Here is a 21,971-nt window from a genome sequence, read left to right as displayed (position 1 = left end):
AAAGAGAGATAAAGCGACGCGGGATAGAGCAGCCTGGTAGCTCGTCGGGCTCATAACCCGAAGGTCAGTGGTTCAAATCCACTTCCCGCCACCAAATTAAACAAGACAAGCCCCGGCAGCCTAAAAGTTGCTGGGGTTTGTTTTATAGCTTCTATTTGATGCCGAGTGCGATCGCATCTTCGACAAATTGATCCCACTTTCCGCACCCTCCACTGTCACAATCGGTTTTTGCGGAATTTTGTGAACCAAAATAGTCACTTTTTATACACACAAGTGGGAAATAGGACTGGCGATCGCCAGTTCAATTTCGCCAAACTCCGAAAATTCGTAGTGTGACAGTTCAGGGTGCGGAATGTGGGATTGATATCGTTTCCGGTTGCACGAGCGACATGGTATGGAGGACACGGCACTGCCGTCTCGAAAGCTGTGGGTAATATTAATACCGAGGCTGCCAGATTTGATATGAAAGCAGTTTATTTTAAGCGACAATAAAAATGAGGACACAGCAGTGCTGTGTCCCTACTGTATATTTGTATTTTTCTAATTGGGACAAAATAAGACCCACCCTCAACCTAAACACTCAACCCTATACTTTTCGACGACCGTTTGTCCAAGCTTTATTTGTTAAAAAATTGCAATCCGATATCCATATTTTTTAACTCAGGATTTTAAATTGCTAAGTCGGCTGAGCTTCCATCCAATCAAAAATCAGGTTTAATTGTTCGAGTGTTACTAACCCGTACTGCCACAGAACCATGGGCAGTTCGCTGGCATCTTGTTCACCGTGTCGGAGAGCAACGGCGATCGCAGAATTCGATATTGCCAACTCTCCCCGCAAATAATCGATCAGTTGAGCCTTTCTCATCACCTTCACCGCCAGTTTTATGCGATATTGTAAAGATATGTAGCTAATTGGTCTTTATCGGAAGTTTAATTGGTCTAATTTTAGGTTCACAATAGAGAACCTTGTGTGATCGAAACCGCACAAAACTTGTGATAAAACTCAGATCAAAAAGCGATCGCAGTCACAAGAACTGAGATAATCAAAAATTGGGTTCCGCCATCGCTCGCTTCAAATGAATTCATTTAAAATTGCTAAAGTCCTAGCTGAAGCTGAACTCCCGCTTCTGTACCGCTGTCGGTTTGTTTTGGAGGTAAAGGATTTCCTTGACGCTGGGCGTCCGAAGGAGTAGTAATAAATTCCAATGGGCCCTCGATTTTGAGGCGAAATCTGTCGCCCAAGCTTCTTTCCCCTCTAGCAGAATTAGCCGCCGTTTCTGGTTCACCAATCAAGTTTTGGTAGTCCGAGTCTAAGGTTCTGTCCTCCACAGTCCTCAACGAGTCCCCAGATAAAGTCGTTTCCGAATATTGGGGCGTTGGTTGCAGTCTTTGTTGGGCGAGAACCGCCGGGGTCAAACCGATAAAAATTGAGCTCAGTCCGAGAGCAGTGCCAAGAGTAGCAATAACTGCGTTCATCATCCATCCCTCCGCTAGTTGCATCCTACTATGCTTATTTTACCTACTCGCAATTAAGTTGCACTCTATCAAAAGTAGCTGCTTGTGGAGATATCAATTGCAGTTGCTGTGAAAACTTATAATTTTCGATCGCGCTATCGGTCATTCGATTTTAGATTTTAGATTTTAGATTTGGGAGGCGACCCCACGGATAAATTCGGGGGCTTGAGGATTTTAGATTTTAGATTTGGGAGGCGACCCCACGGATAAATTCGGGGGCTTGAGGATTTTAGATTTTAGATTGGGGAGGCGACCCCACGGATAAATCACGTGGCGGGTACCATCAAGAAATTCGCTTGTCAGGATGGGAAAAAAAGTTAGTGCTGGACGCACGGGCGGCTATCCATGGGTTGTTTTTCACGAAAATAGTTCGTTGCAGCCCGCCACCACGCTAAAAACACCAGGTTTTAGATACCAGTCTAAAAAAAGAATGGAACAGCAGGCAAGTTCTCAACCCTTACAGAATCTCTTTTTCCCAATTATTTAATTCTTTAATCTCAAAATCTATAATAATATGAGCGTGTAGAGTACGTCCAAGATTGATACTGCATTCATCTCGATGCCAATGTTCCCAAAGCTCGCGATCGCGCTAAGATGGCGGTGGCAGTCGTTAAAAATTCAGTTGCCAGCGGCAGATTCCGAGTTATTAACAGCACTTCGCCTACTAAAACCATCTCAACTTCAAAACCTGCGCTCATCAATTTGTACTTGACCGGAATGTTGTGGGTTAATAATAGTTCTGCTTTACCATGCCAATCAAATATCTAACCGACTCGATTTTAAAAATGTCGGGCAAAGTGCCAATTCGCATCGTCCTTGTTGTGCCTTTTGCCCTTCAGACTTTCGCTGCGGTAGGGTTGACGGGGTGGCTGTCGCTGCGGAACGGGCGCATAGCCGTCAACGATGTTGCCGCACAACTGCGGACAGAAGTCACATCGCGTATCCAGCAACATATTAATAGTTATATTGAAACGCCACACCAAATCAATCAGCTCAATCTCGATGCCATCCGTCTCGGTCTTGTGAACGTGCGGGATAGTGATAGTTTGCAACGCTACTTCTACAAACAAATCCAAATTTTTGATAAAATTAGCTACATTCAATTCGCATCCGAAGAAAAAGATTTTATTGGAGTTGAACGTCTCGACGACGGCAAGTTGCAAATTCAGATTTCTAATCAATCTACTGGCTATAATTTGCAGGGCTACGGGCTGTCCGAGTTGGAGGAACCAACCAAGCTATTAAAAACTACTCTCAACTACGACCCCCGTGTCCGACCTTGGTACATAGCTCCGGTGCGCGCAGGTCAACCGACTTGGAGTAAAATCTATAATTATTTTGACGCTCCCAAACTAGCGATTACGGCTGCTCAACCAGTTTATGGCGAGGATGGTAAACTGATTGGCATCCTGGGTTCTGACTTGGCACTTTCCAAGCTCAATCAATTCTTGGAAACTCTAAAAATTGGCAAATCAGGACAGACTTTTATTGTAGAAAGGTCTGGGCAATTGGTGGCAAATTCTACTCTGGAACCGCCATTTATTGTTAGCAATGGTGTTGCGAAACGGATTGTGGCAACCAGCAGCAAGAATGTTCTAATTCGATCGACAGCCCGCTATTTGACTGAACGCTTCGGGGATTTGCACAAAATTGACAGATCTCGCCAGTTAGATTTTACGATCAACGGTCAACGGCAATTTCTACAGGTGACGCCACTCTCAGACAGCAGGGGTCTCGACTGGTTGATTGTGGTGACGGTTCCTGAAGCCGATTTTATGGAAAGGATTAATGCCAACACTCGGTATACTGTGGTGATGTGTCTGGGTGCTTTGGTGCTGGCAACGGCGATTGGCGCTCTAACTTCTAGGTGGATTGTTGTACCGATTCGGCGTTTGAGCAAGGCTGCGGAGGCTTTGTCACGGGGAGAATGGGACGGGATGGCGGTAGATTCCCGCTTGATGGCGTCTGTAGATAGGGAGGATGAGGTGGGTGTCCTGGCTCGCTCTTTTAATATGATGGCCCATCAATTGGAAGAGTCGTTTACTACTCTCGAAGATCGGGTAGAATCTGCGATCGCCGACAAAAATCAATTAATTATTTCTCTGAAAAACTCGCAGCAAAAACTGGCTCTCCATCTTCACCAAACTCCATTGGGAGCGATTGAATGGGATCTAAACTTTGAAGTAGCGGAATGGAATTTGTCAGCGGAAAGAATTTTTGGATACAACCGCTTGGAAGCTATGGGACGCCACGGAGTCGATCTCATAGTTCCTGAAAGTGCTAAGGAATATGTCAGGCAACTATCTATAACTTTGCTTACTAATAAAGGAGGAGTTACCAGTCTTAACGAAAACCTCAGAAAAGACGGAAAAATTATTCTTTGCGAGTGGTACAATACGACTTTGGTCGATCCTGACGGCAGCATCATTGGGGTGGCATCGCTGATTCAGGATGTGACTGAATTTCACAGTGCTGTTGAGAAGTTACGGGCTAGCGAGGAGCGGTTTCGACAGTTGGCAGAAAATATTCATGAGGTATTTTGGATTAGAGAACCCAATCAAAAGCAGCTAGTTTATGTGAGCCCTGCTTGCGAAAAAATATGGAATTTGAGCTGTCAGAGTTTGCAGTCAGAACCGGAGGCTTTTTGGGATGCTATTCACCCGGAGGATCTCGATCGCGTCAAGGCTGCTTTTGCGAAACAGGTGCGGGGCGATTATGATGAGGAGTATCGGGTAGTGCGATCTGACTGTTCAGTTTGCTGGGTGCGCGATCGGGCTTTTCCAGTCCGCAGCCAAACCGGAGAAATTTACCGCATCGTCGGTATTGCCGAAGATATTACCCAGCGCAAATTAGCAGAAGAATTCCAAAAAGTCGCTCAAACAGCTCAAGCAGCAAACCAAGCCAAAAGCGCTTTTTTAGCTAATATGAGCCACGAATTGCGAACTCCCCTCAACGCGATTATTGGTTACAGCGATATGCTCAAAGAAGACGCTGAGGATTTAGGCTGCGAAGATTTTATCCCCGACTTGCAAAAAATTCAAACAGCGGGCAAACACTTGCTATCTTTAATTAGCGACATTCTAGATATTTCTAAGATTGAAGCGGGTCGGATGGAACTTTACTTAGAAACTTTCAACCCGGTTAATTTAATTGACGAGGTAGTTTCTACTGTCAAACCCTTGGTAGATAAAAATTCTAATAAGTTTGAAGTTGATTGTGGGAGCGACTTGGGAATGATGTATGCTGACATTACCAAAACTCGTCAAATATTGCTCAACCTGCTGAGCAATGCAGCCAAATTTACGGAACAGGGGACTATTAGTCTCTGCATTGAAAGAGTTAAACATGACAGCTTAACAACTCAAGAAATAGCAGAACCTTCCGACTCAATAATTTTTCGCGTAGCTGATACGGGCATTGGGATTCCCCCCGAACAATTGCAGCATTTATTTCAAGCTTTTATGCAGGGTGACGCCTCAACTACGCGCAAGTATGGCGGCACGGGTTTAGGATTGACTATTAGCCGTCACTTTTGCGTGATGATGGGGGGCGATATGCACGTTGAAAGCGAGTTAGGTTGCGGTTCGGTTTTTACTGTGTGCTTACCGGCCCGCGTTGAATTATTGGTCAGCAGTTAGTCTTGCTATGCGATACGCACTTGTTACCAGAAAGAATTGGTTTAAAGCCGGAACCATAAGCGGGAGAAATTAAAAGAAGACTATTCATTCCTCCAATCCTCTTCCTTCCAGGTAGAGGTCGCTATAAAGCGGTCAATCGATTTTAGATTTTAGATTTTAGAGGCGACCCCACGGATAAATGCGGGGGCTTGAGGATTTTTGATTTTTGATTTTGGATTGATTCCACGGATAAATCACGTGGCGGGTACTATCAAGAAATTCGCTTGTCAACTGTCAACTGAAACAAGAAATCAGGTTTATTGACAAAAAACCTACGCTTTCAGATAAGTTCGGGGCAATAAACCAAGGTGATGATACTATGCACCATAAGTCCTAATCCTAGCTAATTTGCCGTTTCTGCCGTCCCAAAAGTTGAGCTGTTAATACGCCACCGACAAAGCCAAAGAAATGCGCTTGCCAGGAAACTCCCGGCTGCGAGGGCAAAACTCCCCAAATTAAACTGCCGTAGAAGAAACCGACAATTAAAGATACCAAAATAGATGTAAAGCTGCGTTCAAAATAGCCCCGCAGCAGCAAGAAGCCGAAGTAACCAAAGATTAATCCGCTGGCACCAATGTGAACGGAATAGGGCGCGCCGGTCAGCCAAACTCCGAATCCGCTGACTAGCACAGTGACGGCACTCACGATAAAAAAGTCGCTGATTTCTCGCAGCATTATCAACCAACCCAATGTCACTAAAGGGAGGGTATTGGCGGCTAAGTGAGCAAAACTGCCGTGCAGAAAAGGCATCAACAGGATGCCTTGAAGTCCGTCGATGCTGCGGGGGCGGACTCCGTAGACATCCAGCCTGCCTCCGAACAGGAAGGCATCGACAATTTCGATAATCCAGAGGAGGGAGACGAAGCCACCGAGAATGGCGGCGTGGCTTTGCAATTCGCGGGTGATAGCTTTGGTTTCTGGGTTACTCATGGGTTGTGAGGGCGGTGATACCGATTATTTCTCATTGTAGAAGTTTCTGAGCGATCGCGAGCAAAGATTGTGGGGTCGAGGTTTCACTGTTTTTTGCAGCAGAGCTTATTTAGAAATATTATAAGTTTTATTAAAAGTTCCGCATTTTCACGTATAGGATAATTCACCTGGATGCGTCACAATTGTAATTGAACTACAAAAGGAGAGTCAACCGAAGGTTGAAGCTAAAACGTAGAAGACAGAATTTTTACCCTATCAATCAATTGTTGGGCTTGAAATGAGGACAGTTTTTAGAGCGCACACCGTCTTTAAAAAAATCAGGAACTACTTTTCTCGCCTTAAGTCATTAATTTAAGAAGTTCAATCCGGTAAAGCAAAACGAGATGCTGTAGATACTGATTGTAGATAATATCGCACAAGCTCTACAGAGAGTTCTTGGCACCTCGTTATAAAAGAGGAAGAGAGCAAAATGAACGTATTTGAGCATCCAGTCTCCTACCGAACTCTGCCAAATTGGGTAGGATTTGGCAAACAAGAAACCGCCGTTAATGTCGCTACAATTTCTCAACCTTACGGTCAAAAGCCACACTTTGACCCCTTGCATCCGCTGAAACAATGGCTTGATAACACTGCAATTAAAAGTCAAAAGTTGGCTCGGTTGCTGTGTAAGTTTATTCCCAGCCAGTGTCCGTTTGAGCGAGAAGTCAAAATTGGCGATCGCACTTTATTATCCATTCCGCCGCTGTGCAAGTTAAATCCGCTTTACGAGCAAGTGGTAGGGCTGCGCTTTCGTGCTTTGTGTTATTTGGCTGACGAGTGTGGCGAAGATGTAACTCCTTATTGTTAATTCTGCAAAAACTTAAATTTCTCACTGTCTTTTCACCCTCCCTTCTCCTTGTTGGGGAGGGTTTTTTTATTTTGAGATTATTCGGCGGTTGAAACCTGTTAACCTCAAACTCAAATGTGGCGAAGCGCCGGTCATTCGATTTTAGATTTTAGATTTTAGATTTTAGATTTTGGATTGACTTGCGCGAGATAAATTCGGGGGCTTGAGGATTTTAGATTTTAGATTTTGGATTGATTCCACGGAGAAATCACGTGGCGGGCACCATCAAGAAATTCTTGGTCATTTGAGTTCGAGGTTAAATTACACAAACTTTCGTCTGCCTCAGCAGAAAAGCCAGATATTCTGTTAGATCCCCGGCTTTTTGAAGAAGTCGGGGATTGAAAGAGCGATCGCATTTAAATACTAAAGGGAGCGAATCACTCGTTGTTCGAGAATGCGTTTGCCTTTGTTATAAATACTAAGGCTGGCTCCTGTAACAATGTAATCGTAGGTGCCATTTTTTGCCACGTAACCAGTCCCCTCTTCAGTTCGAGCACGCAAGGCGATCGTGCTGCCGTTACTCTTTTTAACCCCGTAGTAATATAGTTGATGAGCGTGGTTGTAGCACAGATAAATCCGAAAGTTGCTGGTCTCGAAATAGTTTGCCAGTGTCTGTCTTTTGCGAACACAAAAATCTCTCACCTGTTTTTGGGGAGTCGATACATTAGCTATTTGTATGGTTTCAATCGGAGACTGAGTGCGAGACGCTGTTGGTGCAGTGCTTGTGTTCGATTGTCCTAGAGCCAAGGTTGCCGCTGGATTGCTGGCAAATAGCATTAAACCGAGTAAGCTGGTTTGTGTGAGTCTTGCTGTGAAGTTCATAAGTCATTCCTTTAACAGATGTTGATGCGTCTAATCTAGGTAAGTGGGATTGATTAGGGCGATCGAACAGTACAGTTTTCACAATTGGCCTCAAGCAGGAAATCCTGGGATGCAATTTCCGTTTCCCCTGATATCTGGCACTATTCTCAATAAGCTTTTAGGGGCAGGCTAGAAGCCCGCCCCACAAGAGGATTGGATGTATAGTCGAAAGCTCGTTACTGAGAATGATATTTTTTGTGAGTTTCCCTACAACTGACTAGCCGACGGACAATTAACTAACTGGCACTTTCGATTGCTGATAGGACTTATGCACTAACAGGCGATCGCGAGGACAAAGCACAGAATGATTTTAAAGATTGGGTGCAAAGTGCGGGCGCTGATGCTAGTTTTCATCAATTTTGATAAGTGCGATCGCGCGACACGCCCCCGTAACCCACGAGGGAAGTCTTTACGTGTCGCTTTTGGGCTTTTCCGGTTCAGAAGGTAAATCTCCCTTTTTTTTCGCTTCCAAAACCGCCGTTTCAACGATAAAAGCGATCAAACTAGCTGTGGGTCTACCTTGCCGGTCGGCCCACAGTTCTAAGGATTCATAGATGTAGTCGGGGAGTGTGATGTGAACGCGCTTGCTCACTGTCAATATTTACTGTTTGTGAACGCTCCCAATCATACAAGTTTACGCCGATCGCGGTGTTATAACGCTATTTTAGTAATTTTCTGCTACCAATGAGGGCCTTTTGTGCAATAATTTGTACAGCACACCACAGGTGCAAAGTCAAAAGCCAGTCCCCCGCCGTGGAAAGCAAGGACTGGCTATGGCTCCAATTAACAAGGAGATACACCTATTATGCCGTATGAGAAACGTCTCAGACCGTGGATCGTGGTTCGTTTGCTTCCAAATCTACAAAGGGTCGTTGTCGGTCGGTTTCGCAGTTGGTCTGATGCAGAGGGTCATTTGCGAGTTCTCAAACAACTGCTTCCTGCTGCTCAATTGACCCTAGTTTTCGATCCGATCGATTAATTTTGGTTGCGAGTTGATTAAGTGCGATCGCCCTTAGTTGAAAGAGGGCGATCGTAGATGTTGGAATCTTATCAAAAACAGGCAAGATGCCTGTTCCACAAAGAATGGTTTTTGTTGTGGGGAGTAGGGGTTGGGCATCTTACCCGCCCCTACTTTCGGGCAATGTTAAACTGGACGCAAAATATCAATTGAGTTGGGGAAAAAACCGTGACAGCTATTCTACAAGCAACAGAACAGCCAACTGCACAGCGCTACTTCACTCCCGAAGAATATCTAGCCCTAGAAGAAGCAGCAGAGTATAAAAGTGAATATCGCGACGGAGTAATTATTCCAATGACAGGTGGAACTACAAATCACAATCGCATTGCCCTGAATATGAGCATAGCATTACGTCTTGCTCTTAAGGGACTTGACTATGATGTTTTCATGGGCGACGTGCGTCTGTGGCTGCCGAAAAAGCGAACTTATACTTATCCCGATGTGATGGTAATTCCGGGTAAACCTGAGTATTACAATAATCGCCAGGATACGGTGATGAATCCTCAAGTGATTGTGGAAGTTTTATCGAAATCTACGAAAGCTTACGATCGCAGTGATAAGTTTAAGTTTTATCAAACGCTGCCAACATTTCAAGAGTATATTCTGATCGATCAATCTCAGGTTTATGTAGAACAGTATTGTAAGTTGGCAAACAAGCGGTGGTCGTATAGTCAGTATGATGAGGAGGATGCGGCGCTAGTTTTTAATTTCTTTCAAGTTGAAGTGCCGCTGGCAGATGTCTATGAAAAGGTGGATTTTGAGGCGGAAAGTGAGCCAGAAGAAAGCGGGGAGGAATAAGGGCGATCGCTTTTTTGGAAATGCAGGTTATCATTTAAGTGAGCGATTCCCTTCGGGATAGCTTCGCTTCACGCACTCAGAAGAAATATTTGTTCAACATCATTGTGGGAGAACATCAAGATGACAGGCACTTTGCAAACAACCGAGCAACGTTACTGCACAGAAGAGCAATATTTAGCACTGGAAGAAACAGCAGAGTACAAAAGCGAATATCTCGACGGGGAAATTATTCCTATGACAGGCGGATCTACCAATCACAATCAAATCGCTGGCAATTTGTACATTGCTTTAAGTCTTGCTCTCAAAAAACGGAATTACCGCATCTTCATCGGTGACGTGCGTCTGTGGATACCAAAAGTGCGACTGTACACTTATCCCGACGTAATGGTAATTTTTGGGCTACCTGAGTACCGCAACAATCGCACTGACACGATTACCAACCCTCAAGTTATTGTGGAAGTTTTATCAAAGTCTACTAAAAACTACGATCGAGTTGACAAGTTTACATATTACAAAACTCTTCCTACTTTTCGAGAATACATTACGATCGATCAAACAAAAATTAAAGTCGAGCAGTATTCAAAAACCGAGAATAAAAGATGGTTGTATTGTGAGTATGACGAGGAAGATACGGCATTAATGTTTAATTCCTTTCAGCTTGAAGTTCCTCTATCTGATGTTTACGAACAAGTTAATTTTGAGCAAGTTGAGCAAGAAGATAGTCAAAATGAGGAGTGAGGGCGATCGCACGCTTGTTGGAAAAGGGCGATCCTTACTTAATATACTTCATCATGCGTCCCAATATCAATCAAGACGATCAATTCCTTTTGCGTTTCATTATCTTGCTCAAAAGTATAGATAATTTGGCAATCGGACTCAACCCAACAAGCCCAAAGTCATTCTAATTGCCCCCGCAGTTTATGTGACTTCAATGGAGGATAAAATGGATCGTTCACTAACAACTCCAAAACGGAAAAGATTTTCTCACCTAATTGCGGATTTCTCTTGATAACCCGTTTAAAAGCCCGTTTAAAACTGTTGTTCCAAACTAGAGTTTTCATTCTTCATCCAGTAAATCAGCTTTTAACTGTGCAAGGTTGCCTCGCTTTGCTGTGCCGGCTTTTAAAGCACTCAAAACCTCTCTTGCATTGCTAGCAATTTCCAGTCGCCGATTTTCAATTCGCCATTTCTGAATTAATTCAATTAACAAATCTTGCTCTTCAATTGCCAGAGATTCTACATATTCGATCGCGGTCTGGAAAGCAACAGAATTAGCCATAAAAAAGAACTTTTCTAGGTTTGAAAAGTGACAGTGCATTTCTATTTTACTAAGTGAGGTGGGCAAATGCCCACCCTACCAATAAACTATGCGCCGACAGATTCCTTCGCTGCGTAAAGCACCTCAACGGTAATCTTATCAATTCCCCGATCGCGCGCGAACTTCTCAGTATTCCGCTTCACCTTACCCCGCACAAAGCCAGGGATTTTATTCAACTCAGCTTGTCCATCCTTTGTCCAACCCATATCAGAATCAGCCGAAATACCCTTCGTAATCACTTCCTTGGTATCGTGGCCGCCGAAGATTTCCAGCAAGTGGTCTTCCATTCCCAAAGTAAAGGAATTGTAGACCAAATCTACGCACTGATTTGTGCCTTCATAACCCAAAAACGGCTTGTAGCCGATCGGGAAATTTTGGACGTGAATCGGTGCAGCAATGACGCCGCAAGGAATATCCAACCGTTTACCAACGTGGCGTTCCATTTGCGTGCCGAAAATAGCCGAAGGTTCCGCTTTGGCGATCGCATCTCCGATCGCCCCGTGATCATCCGTTACCAGCACTTCATCACAATACTCGCTTACCTGTTCCCGGAACCAGTCAGCATCGTGTTTGCAGTAGGTTCCTGCCCACACAACGTGGATTCCCATCTCGCGAGCCAAAATCTTCGTCATCGCCGCAGCGTGCGTATTATCGCCAAATACGACGGCTTTTTTGCCAGTTAAGTTTTGGCAGTCGATCGATCGCGAAAACCAAGCAGCCTGAGACACAAATCGAGTTTGTTGGTCAATAAAATTTTCGTAATCAACATCCGCACCTTGAGCATTCAACACTTGCTGAATCTTGCGGATACAGCGCGCAGTTTCCACCACACCCATCGGCGTAATATCGACCATCGGCGTACCGAATTCTTTTTGCAAATACTCCCCGGCCATCATCCCCAATTCCCGATAAGGAACCAAGTTAAACCAGGCGCGCGGCAGTCTTTTTAAGTTATGAACCGAAGCACCTTCGGGAATAACTTCGTTGACTTCAATGCCCAAATCTGCCATCAAACGTTTCAACTCGGTGCAGTCGTGCTGGTTGTGGAAACCCAGCGTAGACATACCGATAATGTTGACAGATGGTTTTTCGCTTTTGGCTTCTACTAAATCGCCTTTTTTGCGGGCTTTGTTAATGTAAAATTGGACGATTTGATCCAAAGTGCGATCGGCAGCTTGCAGTTCGTTTACCCGATAATGGTTAACATCCGCCAGCAATACATCGCCTTTGGCATCCAATTGAGCTCGTTCCACGAAGTTTTCCAAGTCTTCTTGCAGAATGCTGGAGGTGCAAGTCGGGGTGAGCACGATTAAATCTGGGTGTTCTTCTCTGTCTTTGCGGGTGATGTTGTCCACCACCCGTTCCTGCGAACCCCGCGCCAGTACGTGTCTGTCAACGACGCTGGTAGTCACTGGGGTGAAATCCCGTTCCCTCTCCAGCATGGAACGCATGACGTTGAAATAGTCGTCTCCAATCGGTGCGTGCATGATTGCATGGACGTTTTTGAAGGAAGTGGCGACGCGCAGAGTGCCGATGTGGGCTGGCCCTGCGTACATCCAATAAGCCAATTTCATAGGTATTTTTCCTGGTGCTGGTTGAGAATTGCCCGATCGGGCGATTACTGCTAAATTTTAAGGTTGTTTCTGATTTTCTCACCGGATGAATCCTTGAGAAATACTAACTTTCTGAGGATTTACAGATTTGGGAAATGCTCAAACGCTTTGTCTGCTTGGCATTTGAGTCGTAATTCAAACAACTTTACCTGGGTTTTATGGCAATAATTCTTAATCTTTCCTCAAATTTTCTTAAGACTTAGGCAAATTTGATTAATGTAGGGTTCGCTGCCGCGCACCAGACAAGGTGCAATAATTCTGCATTTTTTGTCAAATTTACTCTGGTCAAACGGTCAATCGATTTTAGATTTTAGATTTTAGATTTTAGATTTTAGAATTGAAGCATTGACCCCACGGATAAATCGGGGGCAAGTTTCATCGGATACAGGTTTTTTATTTCTGGACGGATGAATCCGGGGGCTTGTCTCCTGGATGTTTTCGGTCAGTTAGTATTGTTAATCGATCGGTCAAAATAGATAGAACTGAAGGAAATTTCAGATTCCGAAGCAACACTTACTTCCCTCAGCGCCTCGGTCGCGAATTATAGTTAAGATTTGCATCGGCCGGTTTTTTTGAAGCACAGCAAATTCGTACCCGAACACCGGAAAAAATAAATCTTTAAGCACTTGCGTATTTTCACGAGATGTGGTGACGCTCCACTAAAGTCAAGCGATTGCTGCGAATCTAAGATGATTTAGTTGTCAGCATGGCGATCGAGCATTAGAGTAAATCTTTGCACAAATCCTGTATTTGTGATCTTGTTTACCTAACTGCTGAGGTGACGAAAGCCCCAGCGTGCTTTTGTCAGCAGTAGCTCTTTGCTGTCAAGGCCTGCCTACCCACACATCCCAAAAGATAGCTCTTGAGCGATAATGAAGAATAACATAGGATTTACGAAAAGAAACCCGATTTACACGATAAAATCTTGGGTTTGTCAACGACTAGCAACGAAGAAACCCGGTTTCTAGCCCGCCGCGCGTCAGTCCTGTAACATTGACCAAGCACACCTAATTTGAGAGAACCCAACTATGATGGCAATTCCCGGCGTTGCAGTTCTCGCTCTCATTTATGAAAGCAGCACTTCCCTGGTTTACCGCGGCCACAACGAGCAGAACAACCAACCTGTTATTATCAAACTTATCAAAGAAGACTATCCGACTCCTGAAGAACTGAATAGATACAAGCGCGAATATGAGATCACTGCCAACTTAAGCCTGTTGGACGGAGTTGTGAAAGTGTATAAGTTGCAACAGGTTAGAAATAGTCTGGCAATGATCTTAGAAGATTTTGGCGGGGAATCTTTAAAAATATTTATGGGTTCCCAAAAATTTACCCTTTTAGGATTTCTGACTACCGCCATCAAAGTTGCTGAAACTTTGGGAGAGATTCACGGGAAAAATGTAATTCATAAAGATATAAATCCCTCTAATATAGTTTTTAATCCTGCTACCGGACAAGTGAAACTAATAGATTTCAGCATTTCAACAGCATCCAACCTGGAAAATATTCCCAATAAAAATCCCAATTTTTTAGAAGGCACTTTAGCCTATATGTCGCCCGAACAAACCGGCAGAATGAACCGGGTAGTCGATTACCGCACCGACTTTTATTCTCTCGGCGTGACCTTTTATGAAATCCTGGCAGGACAACTCCCATTTCCCACTACAGATCCCATGGAGTTAGTTCACTGTCACATAGCCAAACAGCCAGTACCTCTCGCGGAAATAGCCCCAGAAATTCCTAAAGCTGTTTCAGATATTGTGATGAAATTGTTAGCAAAAACCGCTGAGGAGCGTTATCAAAGTGCTTGGGGACTAAAAGCCGATTTGGAATCCTGCCTGTTTCAGTGGCAAACATCTGGGGTTGTTTCTGAGTTTCCTCTCGGCAGCCAAGATATTTCTGACAAATTTCAAATACCTCAAAAACTTTACGGCAGACAGCGAGAAGTTGAAACTCTCTTAGCGGCATTTGAACGGGTGGCAGCAACAAATAATCGAGGCTACCGTAGCGACGATTCTCAAATTTCTGTCATCAAGAAAGAGAGCAAATCGAAAAAAGAAATCCCCTTGTCAGTCATGGCGAGAGGACAACATAAATCCCGCAGCGAGATGATGCTGATTGCCGGTTATTCCGGCATTGGCAAATCTGCAATGGTGAAGATTTTAGACAAACCTATTACCCGCCGACGTGGATATTTTATTTGGGGAAAGTTTGACCAGTACAAGCGGACTATTCCTTACTCTGCCGTTGTCAGCGCTTTTTCGGAATTGGTGCGACAACTGTTAACTGAAAGTGAGGCTCAATTAGCAGTTTGGCGCGAAAAACTCCGCAGTTCCTTCGGTCAAAACGGACAAATTATTATTGATGTCATTCCCGAAGTTGAACTAATTGTCGGTGCTCAGTCTCCTGTAGCTGAATTGGGGCCGACGGAATCTCTGAACCGCTTTAATTTAGTCTTTCAAAATTTCATTCGGGTATTTTGCCAGCCAGAACATCCGCTGGTCATTTTTCTCGACGATTTGCAGTGGGCTGATTCGGCTACTCTCAAGCTGATCGAATTGATGATGACAGATGAAGCTACGCAATATCTGTTTTTAATTGGCGCTTATCGGGATAATGAAGTTAGTCCTACTCATCCTTTAATGATGACTTTGGAGACGCTCCGAAATCAGGAAGCTATCATTAATCAGATTGCTTTGTCACCGCTGGGGGTGGAAAACATAACTCATTTGATTGCGGAGACTTTGCACAGCGATCGAGAATCTGTCAAACCGTTAGCTGAATTAGTAATCAGCAAAACAGACGGCAATCCTTTTTTTGTAAATCAATTCCTGCAAACATTGTATCAGGAAAACCTGCTAGTTTTTCACCCCCCACAGTCGGGGAGCAAGGGCGGCTGGCATTGGGATATGACTCAAATTGAGCAGTGCGCTATCACTGACAATGTAGTAGATTTGATGGTACAAAAACTGAGAAAACTGCCAAGCTCAACCCAGCAAGTTTTGCGTTTAGTGGCTTGTTTGGGCAACGAATTTGATTTAAATACTCTTTCTTTAATTCATGAGAAAGAAGCATCGGAAACTTTTTCTCACCTGTTGCCAGCTATTAAGTCGGGACTGATTCTGCCAACTTCGGAATTGGAAAGCAAGTCATTAGATTACGTGCTGTTTCCGCTATTAATTCTGAATTATAAATTTTTGCACGATCGCGTACAGCAAGCCGCTTACGCTCTGATCGACGACTCGCAAAAAAAGGCAGTTCACCTGAAAATAGGCAGGCAAATCCTAGAAAACACCCCGGCGGAATATCGCGCTGACAGAATCTTTGAATTAGTCGATCACTTGAATGTGGCTCGATCGCTAATTAAAGACGATAGAGAATTAATTGAACTGGCAACGCTGAATTTAGACGCGGCCCGCAGAGCCAAAGATGCCACTGCTTATGTTGCTGCCTTGCAGTATTTGACCGCAGGCATGGATGGTTTGAGCGCCGATATTTGGGATGCCCACTACGATTTAGCCTTTGCCTTGCACATGGAGCGGGCAAATGTTGAGTATTTAAACGGTTATTTCGAGAATTCTGAAGAATTTATTAATATAACTCTGGAAAAAGCGCGATCGCCCTTAGAAAAAGTAGAAATTTACAACCTGCTGATCGTGCAGTACACCCTACGGGCGAAGTACGAAGAAGCCGTTAAAGCCGGAATCCAAGCTTTGGACTTGCTAGGCATTGACTTGCCGCTAGACGGGCTACAAAAAGTCATATCCGAAGAATTTGCAGCAGCTACAAATATTTTAGCAGGTAGAGAAATAGCTTCCCTAATTGACGCCCCCGAAATGACTGTACCCGACAAAAAAGTTGCAGTCAAATTAATTACAAACTTGCTGACATCGGCTTACCTCAAAAATCCCGACTTGTGGAAAGTCAGCGTTTTAAAAGGAGTCAATCTTTCTCTACAATACGGTTTAGTACCCGAAGCTTCTCTTTGCTATGCTGGCTACGGTATGTTCTTAAACGCAGTTTCGGGAGATTACAAAGCTGCGTATCAATTCGGCTTGCTCTCGCTGAATCTCAGCGAAAAATCTGGCAATATCGGCTTAAAATGCAGAGCCTGTTCATCCTTGGTCAGTATTTTTTATTACTGGTTCAACCACATCAAAGATTCCCACGCGATCAGCAATGAAGGATATCAAGCAGCTTTAGAATCAGGAGATTTAGAGTATGCGGGTTATATCCTGTCCAACCGCATAGCTAACTCATTTTTTCAAGGTAAAGAAATCTCGCAAATTCTAGCCGACACGAGCAGGTATTTGCAATTCAGCCAAAAAACAAAAAATCAGCTCGTAACCGATATCTTATTAGGGGTAGAGTTAATCCTGCGTAACTTGAGCAAATTAACTCCTGAAAAGTTTGTATTTGAAAGCGAAGATATCAGCGAAGCTGAATACGTACACAACTGTCAAGCTCATCAAAATTTGTACTCGCTCTGCCTTTATCAGATTCGCAAATGCCAGGTAATGTACTGGTACGGCAACTTCAACGAAGCGCTACAACTAGCTTTTGAAGTAGAAAAACAGCTATCTTTTATTACCGGAGCGATACCCGCTACCGAATGGAATTTTTTCTTTTCTCTAACTTTAGCCGCTGTTTTCCCAAATGTTTCAGAAGACAAGCAAAAGGAATACTTGGAAAAGTTAGAGGAAAACCAAAAACAGATGAAAATTTGGGCAGACAACTGTGCCGAAAATTTTCTGCACAAGTACCTTTTAGTACAAGCAGAAATAGCCAGAATTTCCAAAAAAGATTCAGAAGCTGTAGAACTGTACGATTTCTCTATAAGTTTAGCCCAAGACAATGAGTTTGTCCAAAATGAAGCGCTGGCTAATGAACTAGCAGCTAAGTTTTGGTTGAGTAAAGGCAAGTATCAATATGCCAAAATCCACTTGCGCGAAGCTCACTCGTGCTACTTGCGCTGGGGTGCCGTTCGCAAAGTAGAAGATTTAGAACAGAAGTATCCGCAGTTGCGGGAAATGACGCCAATCAACGGAAGTTTTAACAACAGTCAAACTACCACAACTATTCATACTTCTACTGGCAGCGATGCGAGAGTGCTGGATTTGGCAACGGTAATGAAAGCATCTCTGGCAATTTCTAGCGAAATTGTCCTCGATAAGTTGCTGGCTTCTTTGATGAGAATCTCCTTAGAAAATGCGGGTGCTCAATTAGGTTTTCTGATTTTAGTCAGAGATGGTCAACTGTTGATTTCAGCTAAAGCGTCAGTCTTTGCTGAAGATGTAGCTGTGCTGCAATTTACGCCTGTTGGAGACTATCATGATTTACCTGTGACGGTGATTAATTATGTGGAAAGGACTCGCTCGGATTTGGTGTTGAGCAATGCGGCGGGTGAGGGACTATTCACAGCCGACCCTTACATCGCTAAACACAAACTGCAATCTATTTTGTGTACTCCAATCATCAATCAAGGCAAACTGATCGGCATTCTTTATTTAGAAAACAATTTGACTGTCGGAGCATTTACTCCCCACAGATTGGAAGTTTTAAGGTTGCTTTCTTCCCAAGTTGCTATTTCTTTGGAAAATGCTCTCCTTTACAACTCGGTTGAACAGAAAGTGCAAGAGCGGACGCAGGAGTTAAATGAAAAAAACGAGCGTTTAGAACAAACTTTGCGCGAGTTGAAACTAACTCAAGCTCAATTAATCCAAACGGAAAAGATGTCTAGTTTGGGGCAAATGGTGGCTGGTGTAGCTCACGAAATTAATAATCCTGTAAGTTTCATCTACGGCAATCTTAATCCGGCTAGCGAATACGTTAAAGACTTGCTAAAATTGATTGATCTTTACCAGCAGCACTATCCCGAACCTGCTGATGAAATCTTAGAGGAAATTGAAACAATTGAGCTGGAATTTTTGAGCGAGGATTTGCAAAAGCTGCTGGATTCCATGAAAGTAGGAGCGGAAAGAATCCGAGATATTGTGCTAAGCTTGCGGAATTTCTCTCGCCTCGACGAAGCGCAAATGAAGTCGGTAGATATCCATCAAGGCATAGACAGTACGGTGATGTTGCTGCAACCGCGCCTGAGAAAAGAGGGCGGGCGTTTGGGAATTGAGGTGATTAAAAATTACAGCACGCTACCCCTAATTACTTGTTATGCGTCTCAGTTGAATCAGGTATTTATGAATATTTTGACAAATGCGATCGATGCTCTCCTCGTAGCAAGAGATTACCCGGAAAACTCTCATCAACAGCCTACGATTACAATTTCTACAGAGGTGACTGACAGGAATTCTGTCATAATTAGAATTGCCGACAGTGGGCCGGGGATGAGCACTGAGGTGCTGCACAAGATATTCGATCCATTTTTTACAACTAAGCCCGTGGGTTCGGGAACTGGTTTGGGATTGTCTATTTCTCACTCGATTGTTGTCAGTTCTCATGGCGGAAAATTGACTTGCGTTTCTACACCCGGAGAGGGGAGCGAGTTTATTATTGAAATTCCGATCGCCCCCAGGCAAGTTTTGTAATCGGCCCTACTATCAAGCAACATCCCCAAATCAATCCCAGTTAGCAACCCTTAACAATCCGGCAACGCCTTGCATTTACTAAACTTTGAATTCGCAATTAAAGCTCGGCGAAAACTCTGCATTAAAGTCGATCGCTCTGGTTTCGACAAAAGCGCGATCGCCCTTTTGCAGCCGCACTGAGGACTTTTCATTACGACGAGGGATGCTCCGGCAAAGCATAAAAACTGTCAGATTTTTAATTAAAAAAGTAAATATTGTTTGTATCTTCATGATCGAACGGTAGATAGTAGATCATACTCAAATAAAAGTAATTTTAGAGCATGAAAATACGTCACTTCGGCAAAACTAAGGCGATCGGATTGCAGCTCATACTGATCGTGCCATTTGTTTTGCAAATCTTTGGAGCGGTCGGTCTGGTGGGATATTTGTCGTTCAAAAATGGGCAAAAAGCGGTAAACGATTTGGCGGATCGGTTGATGGATCGAACCAGCAGTACGGTGAATCAACATCTGAATGCTTATTTATCTATTCCGCATCAAGTGATTCGGATTAACGCCGATGCGATTCGGATGGGATTGCTAGATGTGCGCGATCGCCAAACCGTCGGTAAGTATTTCTGGCACCAAATGCAGGCCTATGACCTGACTTACATCGGCATCGGACTGACGACTGGTTATGGGGCCGGAGCCGCACGCTACGACGGCAAAAACGTCGTGATCGATGATTGGAGTCCTAAACCTCTAAACAATCTCCAAACCTACGCCACCGATGACCGGGGTAATCGTACCCGTATCGTTAGTGTAACTAATTGGAGTAGCTTTACTGAACCCTGGTACGCCGAACCCGTGAAAGCAGGTAAACCTATTTGGTCGCGGATCTATACCTGGAATTATCCCGGTCATCCTTATATTGTTGCCTCGGCGGGTCGCCCCATCTATGACACAAATAATCGCTTGCTAGGAATGGTTGGAGTCGATATCCATCTGTTGAAACTGAGCGATTTCTTACGGAATATAGATGTCAGTAGCTCAGGGCAGGTTTTCATCATGGAACGAAATGGGCTGTTGATCGCAAATTCTGCGAAAGAACAACCCTTTACCACCGTTAAAGACGAGATTCGGCGTTTGAAGGCGATCGACAGTCCCAATCCCATAGTGCAGGGAATTGCCAAACAAATCCAGCAACGTTTCAAAGGGTTTCAATCCATTTCTGGAGACACCGATCTCCGACTTAATTTTCAGGGAGAACTCTACTATGTGCAACTCACTCCCTGGCGCGACCAATATGGATTGGATTGGTTAGTGGTGGTGACTGTGCCAGAAAGCGAATTCATGGCACAGATTGATGCCAATACCCGCACCACAATCTTGCTCTGTTTAGCAGCATTGGGGGTAGCTTGTGGGATGGGCGTTCTCACCTCCGGCTGGATTGCGCGTCCGATTCTGCGACTGAACCGGGCGAGTGAGGCAATAACATCTGGCAACTTCGACCAAGCTGTAGAAGACAGCCGTATTCAAGAACTCAACGCCCTTGCCAACTCCTTTAACCAGATGGCAAGACAACTGCGCGAATCGTTTACCGCCTTAGAAAAAAGTAATGCAGAATTAGAAGACCGGGTGGAATACCGCACTGGTGAACTCAAAAACGCCCTAATTGAACTGCAACGCACCCAATCACAGATAATTCATAGCGAAAAAATGTCTAGTTTGGGGCAAATGGTTGGTGGAGTCGCCCACGAAATTAACAACCCGGTCAACTTCATTCACGGCAACCTCGTCCATACACAGCAATACGCCCAAGATTTGTTAAAGTTGGTGCAGCTTTATCAACAGCAGTATCCTAACCCTGCTGACGAAATTCAAATCGTAGCCGAAGAAATCGACCTGGAGTTCTTGCAAGAAGACCTGCCCAAAATGCTGTCTTCGATGAAAATGGGTACCGATCGCATCCGCCAAATTGTCCTGTCGTTGCGGAACTTTTCACGGATGGACGAAGCAGATTTTAAAGCAGTGGATATCCATGAGGGTATTAACAGCACCCTACTGATTTTGCAACACCGCCTCAAAAATAGACCGGAACGACCGTCTATTGAGGTGATTCAAAACTACGGTTCTCTACCCCTGGTGGAATGCTACGCCGGACAACTCAATCAGGTGTTTATGAATATTCTCACCAATGCGATCGATGCTCTCCTTGTAGCAAGAGATTACCCGCAAAACTCTCATCAACAGCCTACGATTACAATTTCTACAGAGGTGACTGACAGGAATTCTGTCATAATTAGAATTGCCGACAGCGGGCCGGGGATGAGCACTGACGTGCTGCACAAGATATTCGATCCCTTTTTTACAACTAAACCCGTGGGTTCGGGAACGGGTTTGGGATTGTCTATTTCTCACTCGATTGTTGTCAGTTCTCATGGCGGAACATTGACTTGCGTTTCTGCACCCGGAGAGGGGAGCGAGTTTATTATTGAAATTCCGATCGCCCTACGGCAAGTTTTGTAACCGTTTCTGGATCATTACCAACCCTGGCAGTATTCCAATGATGTCATATCAAATCTGTTAGCCTCGGAATTATTCATATCTCTATTCTCGACCTCTGCGTGAATCAGCGTCAATCCTTTGTCATCTGCGGTTAATAAATTATCTTTTTAAAACCGCAGATTAGGGCAGAGAAACACAGATTAACGCAGATGAATTAGATCTATTACTGTGGCGCCGAGCGTGATTTTTGGGTTCTTCCTTACTTGGTATGCTAAACTAACAGTTAAAATGCCAAGTAAGCAAACATCTATTTTTGTAATTTTCAAA

At 44.2% G+C, this 21,971-nt stretch carries 15 protein-coding genes and 1 tRNA gene; 8 read left to right on the top strand and 8 right to left on the bottom strand.

Going from position 1 to position 21,971, the window contains the following annotated elements; genetic code table 11:
- Positions 1-17 precede the first annotated feature (17 nt).
- A tRNA-Met gene (locus tag QT979_RS18500) sits at positions 18-94 on the top strand.
- A gap of 582 nt (positions 95-676) precedes the next feature.
- Here the strand turns inward: QT979_RS18500 and QT979_RS18495 are convergent.
- From QT979_RS18495 to QT979_RS18485, 3 genes are all read right to left on the bottom strand, one after another.
- Positions 677-865 carry a DUF2949 domain-containing protein gene (locus tag QT979_RS18495; protein WP_333056627.1) on the bottom strand — a complete coding sequence of 63 codons (189 nt, stop codon included), beginning with the start codon at positions 863-865 and terminating at the stop codon, positions 677-679.
- A gap of 230 nt (positions 866-1,095) precedes the next feature.
- Positions 1,096-1,479, bottom strand: coding sequence for a hypothetical protein (locus tag QT979_RS18490; RefSeq protein WP_333215546.1), 384 nt, complete (start codon positions 1,477-1,479; stop codon positions 1,096-1,098).
- A gap of 587 nt (positions 1,480-2,066) precedes the next feature.
- Entirely contained in the window at positions 2,067-2,213 is a 147-nt protein-coding gene (locus QT979_RS18485) for a hypothetical protein (protein WP_333215544.1), read from the bottom strand.
- A 51-nt stretch (positions 2,214-2,264) separates the two neighbouring features.
- Here QT979_RS18485 and QT979_RS18480 point away from each other — a divergent pair, with 51 nt between their 5' ends.
- A complete protein-coding gene (locus tag QT979_RS18480) occupies positions 2,265-5,153 on the top strand; it encodes a PAS domain S-box protein (RefSeq protein ID WP_333311346.1) in 2,889 nt (962 codons plus the stop codon).
- A 378-nt stretch (positions 5,154-5,531) separates the two neighbouring features.
- Here QT979_RS18480 and QT979_RS18475 read toward each other — a convergent pair whose 3' ends face one another.
- Complete coding sequence (locus tag QT979_RS18475) at positions 5,532-6,122, bottom strand: rhomboid family intramembrane serine protease (protein WP_333215541.1); 591 nt, start codon at positions 6,120-6,122, stop codon at positions 5,532-5,534.
- 469 nt (positions 6,123-6,591) lie between these two features.
- On the opposite strand from QT979_RS18475, the gene QT979_RS18470 reads away from it, so the two are divergent.
- On the top strand, positions 6,592-6,969 hold the full coding sequence (locus QT979_RS18470) for a Mo-dependent nitrogenase C-terminal domain-containing protein (RefSeq protein ID WP_333215540.1): 378 nt from the start codon (positions 6,592-6,594) through the stop codon (positions 6,967-6,969).
- Between the two features lie 402 nt (positions 6,970-7,371).
- On the opposite strand, the gene QT979_RS18465 is transcribed toward QT979_RS18470, so the two are convergent.
- Both QT979_RS18465 and QT979_RS18460 read right to left on the bottom strand, forming a co-directional pair.
- Positions 7,372-7,830, bottom strand: coding sequence for a hypothetical protein (locus QT979_RS18465; RefSeq protein ID WP_333311345.1), 459 nt, complete (start codon positions 7,828-7,830; stop codon positions 7,372-7,374).
- 448 nt (positions 7,831-8,278) lie between these two features.
- The gene (locus QT979_RS18460; protein WP_015178554.1) at positions 8,279-8,461 is read right to left on the bottom strand and encodes a ribbon-helix-helix domain-containing protein; all 183 of its coding nucleotides are present in this window, start codon (positions 8,459-8,461) and stop codon (positions 8,279-8,281) included.
- 213 nt (positions 8,462-8,674) lie between these two features.
- Between QT979_RS18460 and QT979_RS18455 the strand changes: the two genes are divergently transcribed.
- The 3 genes from QT979_RS18455 to QT979_RS18445 all read left to right on the top strand — a co-directional run bounded on the left by QT979_RS18455 (position 8,675) and on the right by QT979_RS18445 (position 10,423).
- The gene (locus QT979_RS18455; protein ID WP_333214734.1) at positions 8,675-8,848 is read left to right on the top strand and encodes a hypothetical protein; all 174 of its coding nucleotides are present in this window, start codon (positions 8,675-8,677) and stop codon (positions 8,846-8,848) included.
- A gap of 207 nt (positions 8,849-9,055) precedes the next feature.
- Complete coding sequence (locus QT979_RS18450; protein ID WP_333214732.1) at positions 9,056-9,685, top strand: Uma2 family endonuclease; 630 nt, start codon at positions 9,056-9,058, stop codon at positions 9,683-9,685.
- A 120-nt stretch (positions 9,686-9,805) separates the two neighbouring features.
- On the top strand, positions 9,806-10,423 hold the full coding sequence (locus QT979_RS18445; RefSeq protein WP_333214731.1) for a Uma2 family endonuclease: 618 nt from the start codon (positions 9,806-9,808) through the stop codon (positions 10,421-10,423).
- A 319-nt stretch (positions 10,424-10,742) separates the two neighbouring features.
- Here the strand turns inward: QT979_RS18445 and QT979_RS18440 are convergent, their stop codons facing one another.
- Together QT979_RS18440 and bchB are read right to left on the bottom strand one after the other, a co-directional pair.
- The gene (locus QT979_RS18440) at positions 10,743-10,964 is read right to left on the bottom strand and encodes a hypothetical protein (RefSeq protein WP_333311344.1); all 222 of its coding nucleotides are present in this window, start codon (positions 10,962-10,964) and stop codon (positions 10,743-10,745) included.
- 86 nt (positions 10,965-11,050) lie between these two features.
- Positions 11,051-12,577, bottom strand: a complete 1,527-nt coding sequence (bchB, locus tag QT979_RS18435) for a ferredoxin:protochlorophyllide reductase (ATP-dependent) subunit B (RefSeq protein WP_190659189.1) — start codon at positions 12,575-12,577, stop codon at positions 11,051-11,053.
- A 1,067-nt stretch (positions 12,578-13,644) separates the two neighbouring features.
- Here bchB and QT979_RS18430 point away from each other — a divergent pair.
- Both QT979_RS18430 and QT979_RS18425 read left to right on the top strand, forming a co-directional pair.
- Complete coding sequence (locus QT979_RS18430; protein ID WP_333311343.1) at positions 13,645-19,158, top strand: AAA family ATPase; 5,514 nt, start codon at positions 13,645-13,647, stop codon at positions 19,156-19,158.
- Positions 19,159-19,478: 320 nt separating this feature from the next.
- Positions 19,479-21,665 carry an ATP-binding protein gene (locus tag QT979_RS18425; RefSeq protein WP_333311342.1) on the top strand — a complete coding sequence of 729 codons (2,187 nt, stop codon included), beginning with the start codon at positions 19,479-19,481 and terminating at the stop codon, positions 21,663-21,665.
- Positions 21,666-21,971 lie beyond the last annotated feature (306 nt).

The sequence above is a fragment of the Microcoleus sp. w2-18bC1 genome (assembly GCF_036700365.1).
GTDB lineage: Bacteria > Cyanobacteriota > Cyanobacteriia > Cyanobacteriales > Microcoleaceae > Microcoleus.
Note: the sequence above shows the minus strand (reverse complement) of the source record. Positions and strands in the feature narration are given on the sequence as shown.

What these genes read in the sequence shown, in the direction of transcription:
- QT979_RS18440 (WP_333311344.1), bottom strand. Translation starts at nt 10,964, where the DNA reads ATGGCTAATTCTGTTGCTTTCCAGACCGCGATCGAATATGTAGAATCT.
- QT979_RS18470 (WP_333215540.1), top strand. Translation starts at nt 6,592, where the DNA reads ATGAACGTATTTGAGCATCCAGTCTCCTACCGAACTCTGCCAAATTGG.
- QT979_RS18475 (WP_333215541.1), bottom strand. Translation starts at nt 6,122, where the DNA reads ATGAGTAACCCAGAAACCAAAGCTATCACCCGCGAATTGCAAAGCCAC.
- QT979_RS18425 (WP_333311342.1), top strand. Translation starts at nt 19,479, where the DNA reads ATGAAAATACGTCACTTCGGCAAAACTAAGGCGATCGGATTGCAGCTC.
- QT979_RS18430 (WP_333311343.1), top strand. Translation starts at nt 13,645, where the DNA reads ATGATGGCAATTCCCGGCGTTGCAGTTCTCGCTCTCATTTATGAAAGC.
- QT979_RS18490 (WP_333215546.1), bottom strand. Translation starts at nt 1,479, where the DNA reads ATGATGAACGCAGTTATTGCTACTCTTGGCACTGCTCTCGGACTGAGC.
- QT979_RS18445 (WP_333214731.1), top strand. Translation starts at nt 9,806, where the DNA reads ATGACAGGCACTTTGCAAACAACCGAGCAACGTTACTGCACAGAAGAG.
- QT979_RS18465 (WP_333311345.1), bottom strand. Translation starts at nt 7,830, where the DNA reads ATGAACTTCACAGCAAGACTCACACAAACCAGCTTACTCGGTTTAATG.
- QT979_RS18485 (WP_333215544.1), bottom strand. Translation starts at nt 2,213, where the DNA reads ATGAGCGCAGGTTTTGAAGTTGAGATGGTTTTAGTAGGCGAAGTGCTG.
- QT979_RS18495 (WP_333056627.1), bottom strand. Translation starts at nt 865, where the DNA reads ATGAGAAAGGCTCAACTGATCGATTATTTGCGGGGAGAGTTGGCAATA.
- QT979_RS18455 (WP_333214734.1), top strand. Translation starts at nt 8,675, where the DNA reads ATGCCGTATGAGAAACGTCTCAGACCGTGGATCGTGGTTCGTTTGCTT.
- QT979_RS18480 (WP_333311346.1), top strand. Translation starts at nt 2,265, where the DNA reads ATGCCAATCAAATATCTAACCGACTCGATTTTAAAAATGTCGGGCAAA.
- bchB (WP_190659189.1), bottom strand. Translation starts at nt 12,577, where the DNA reads ATGAAATTGGCTTATTGGATGTACGCAGGGCCAGCCCACATCGGCACT.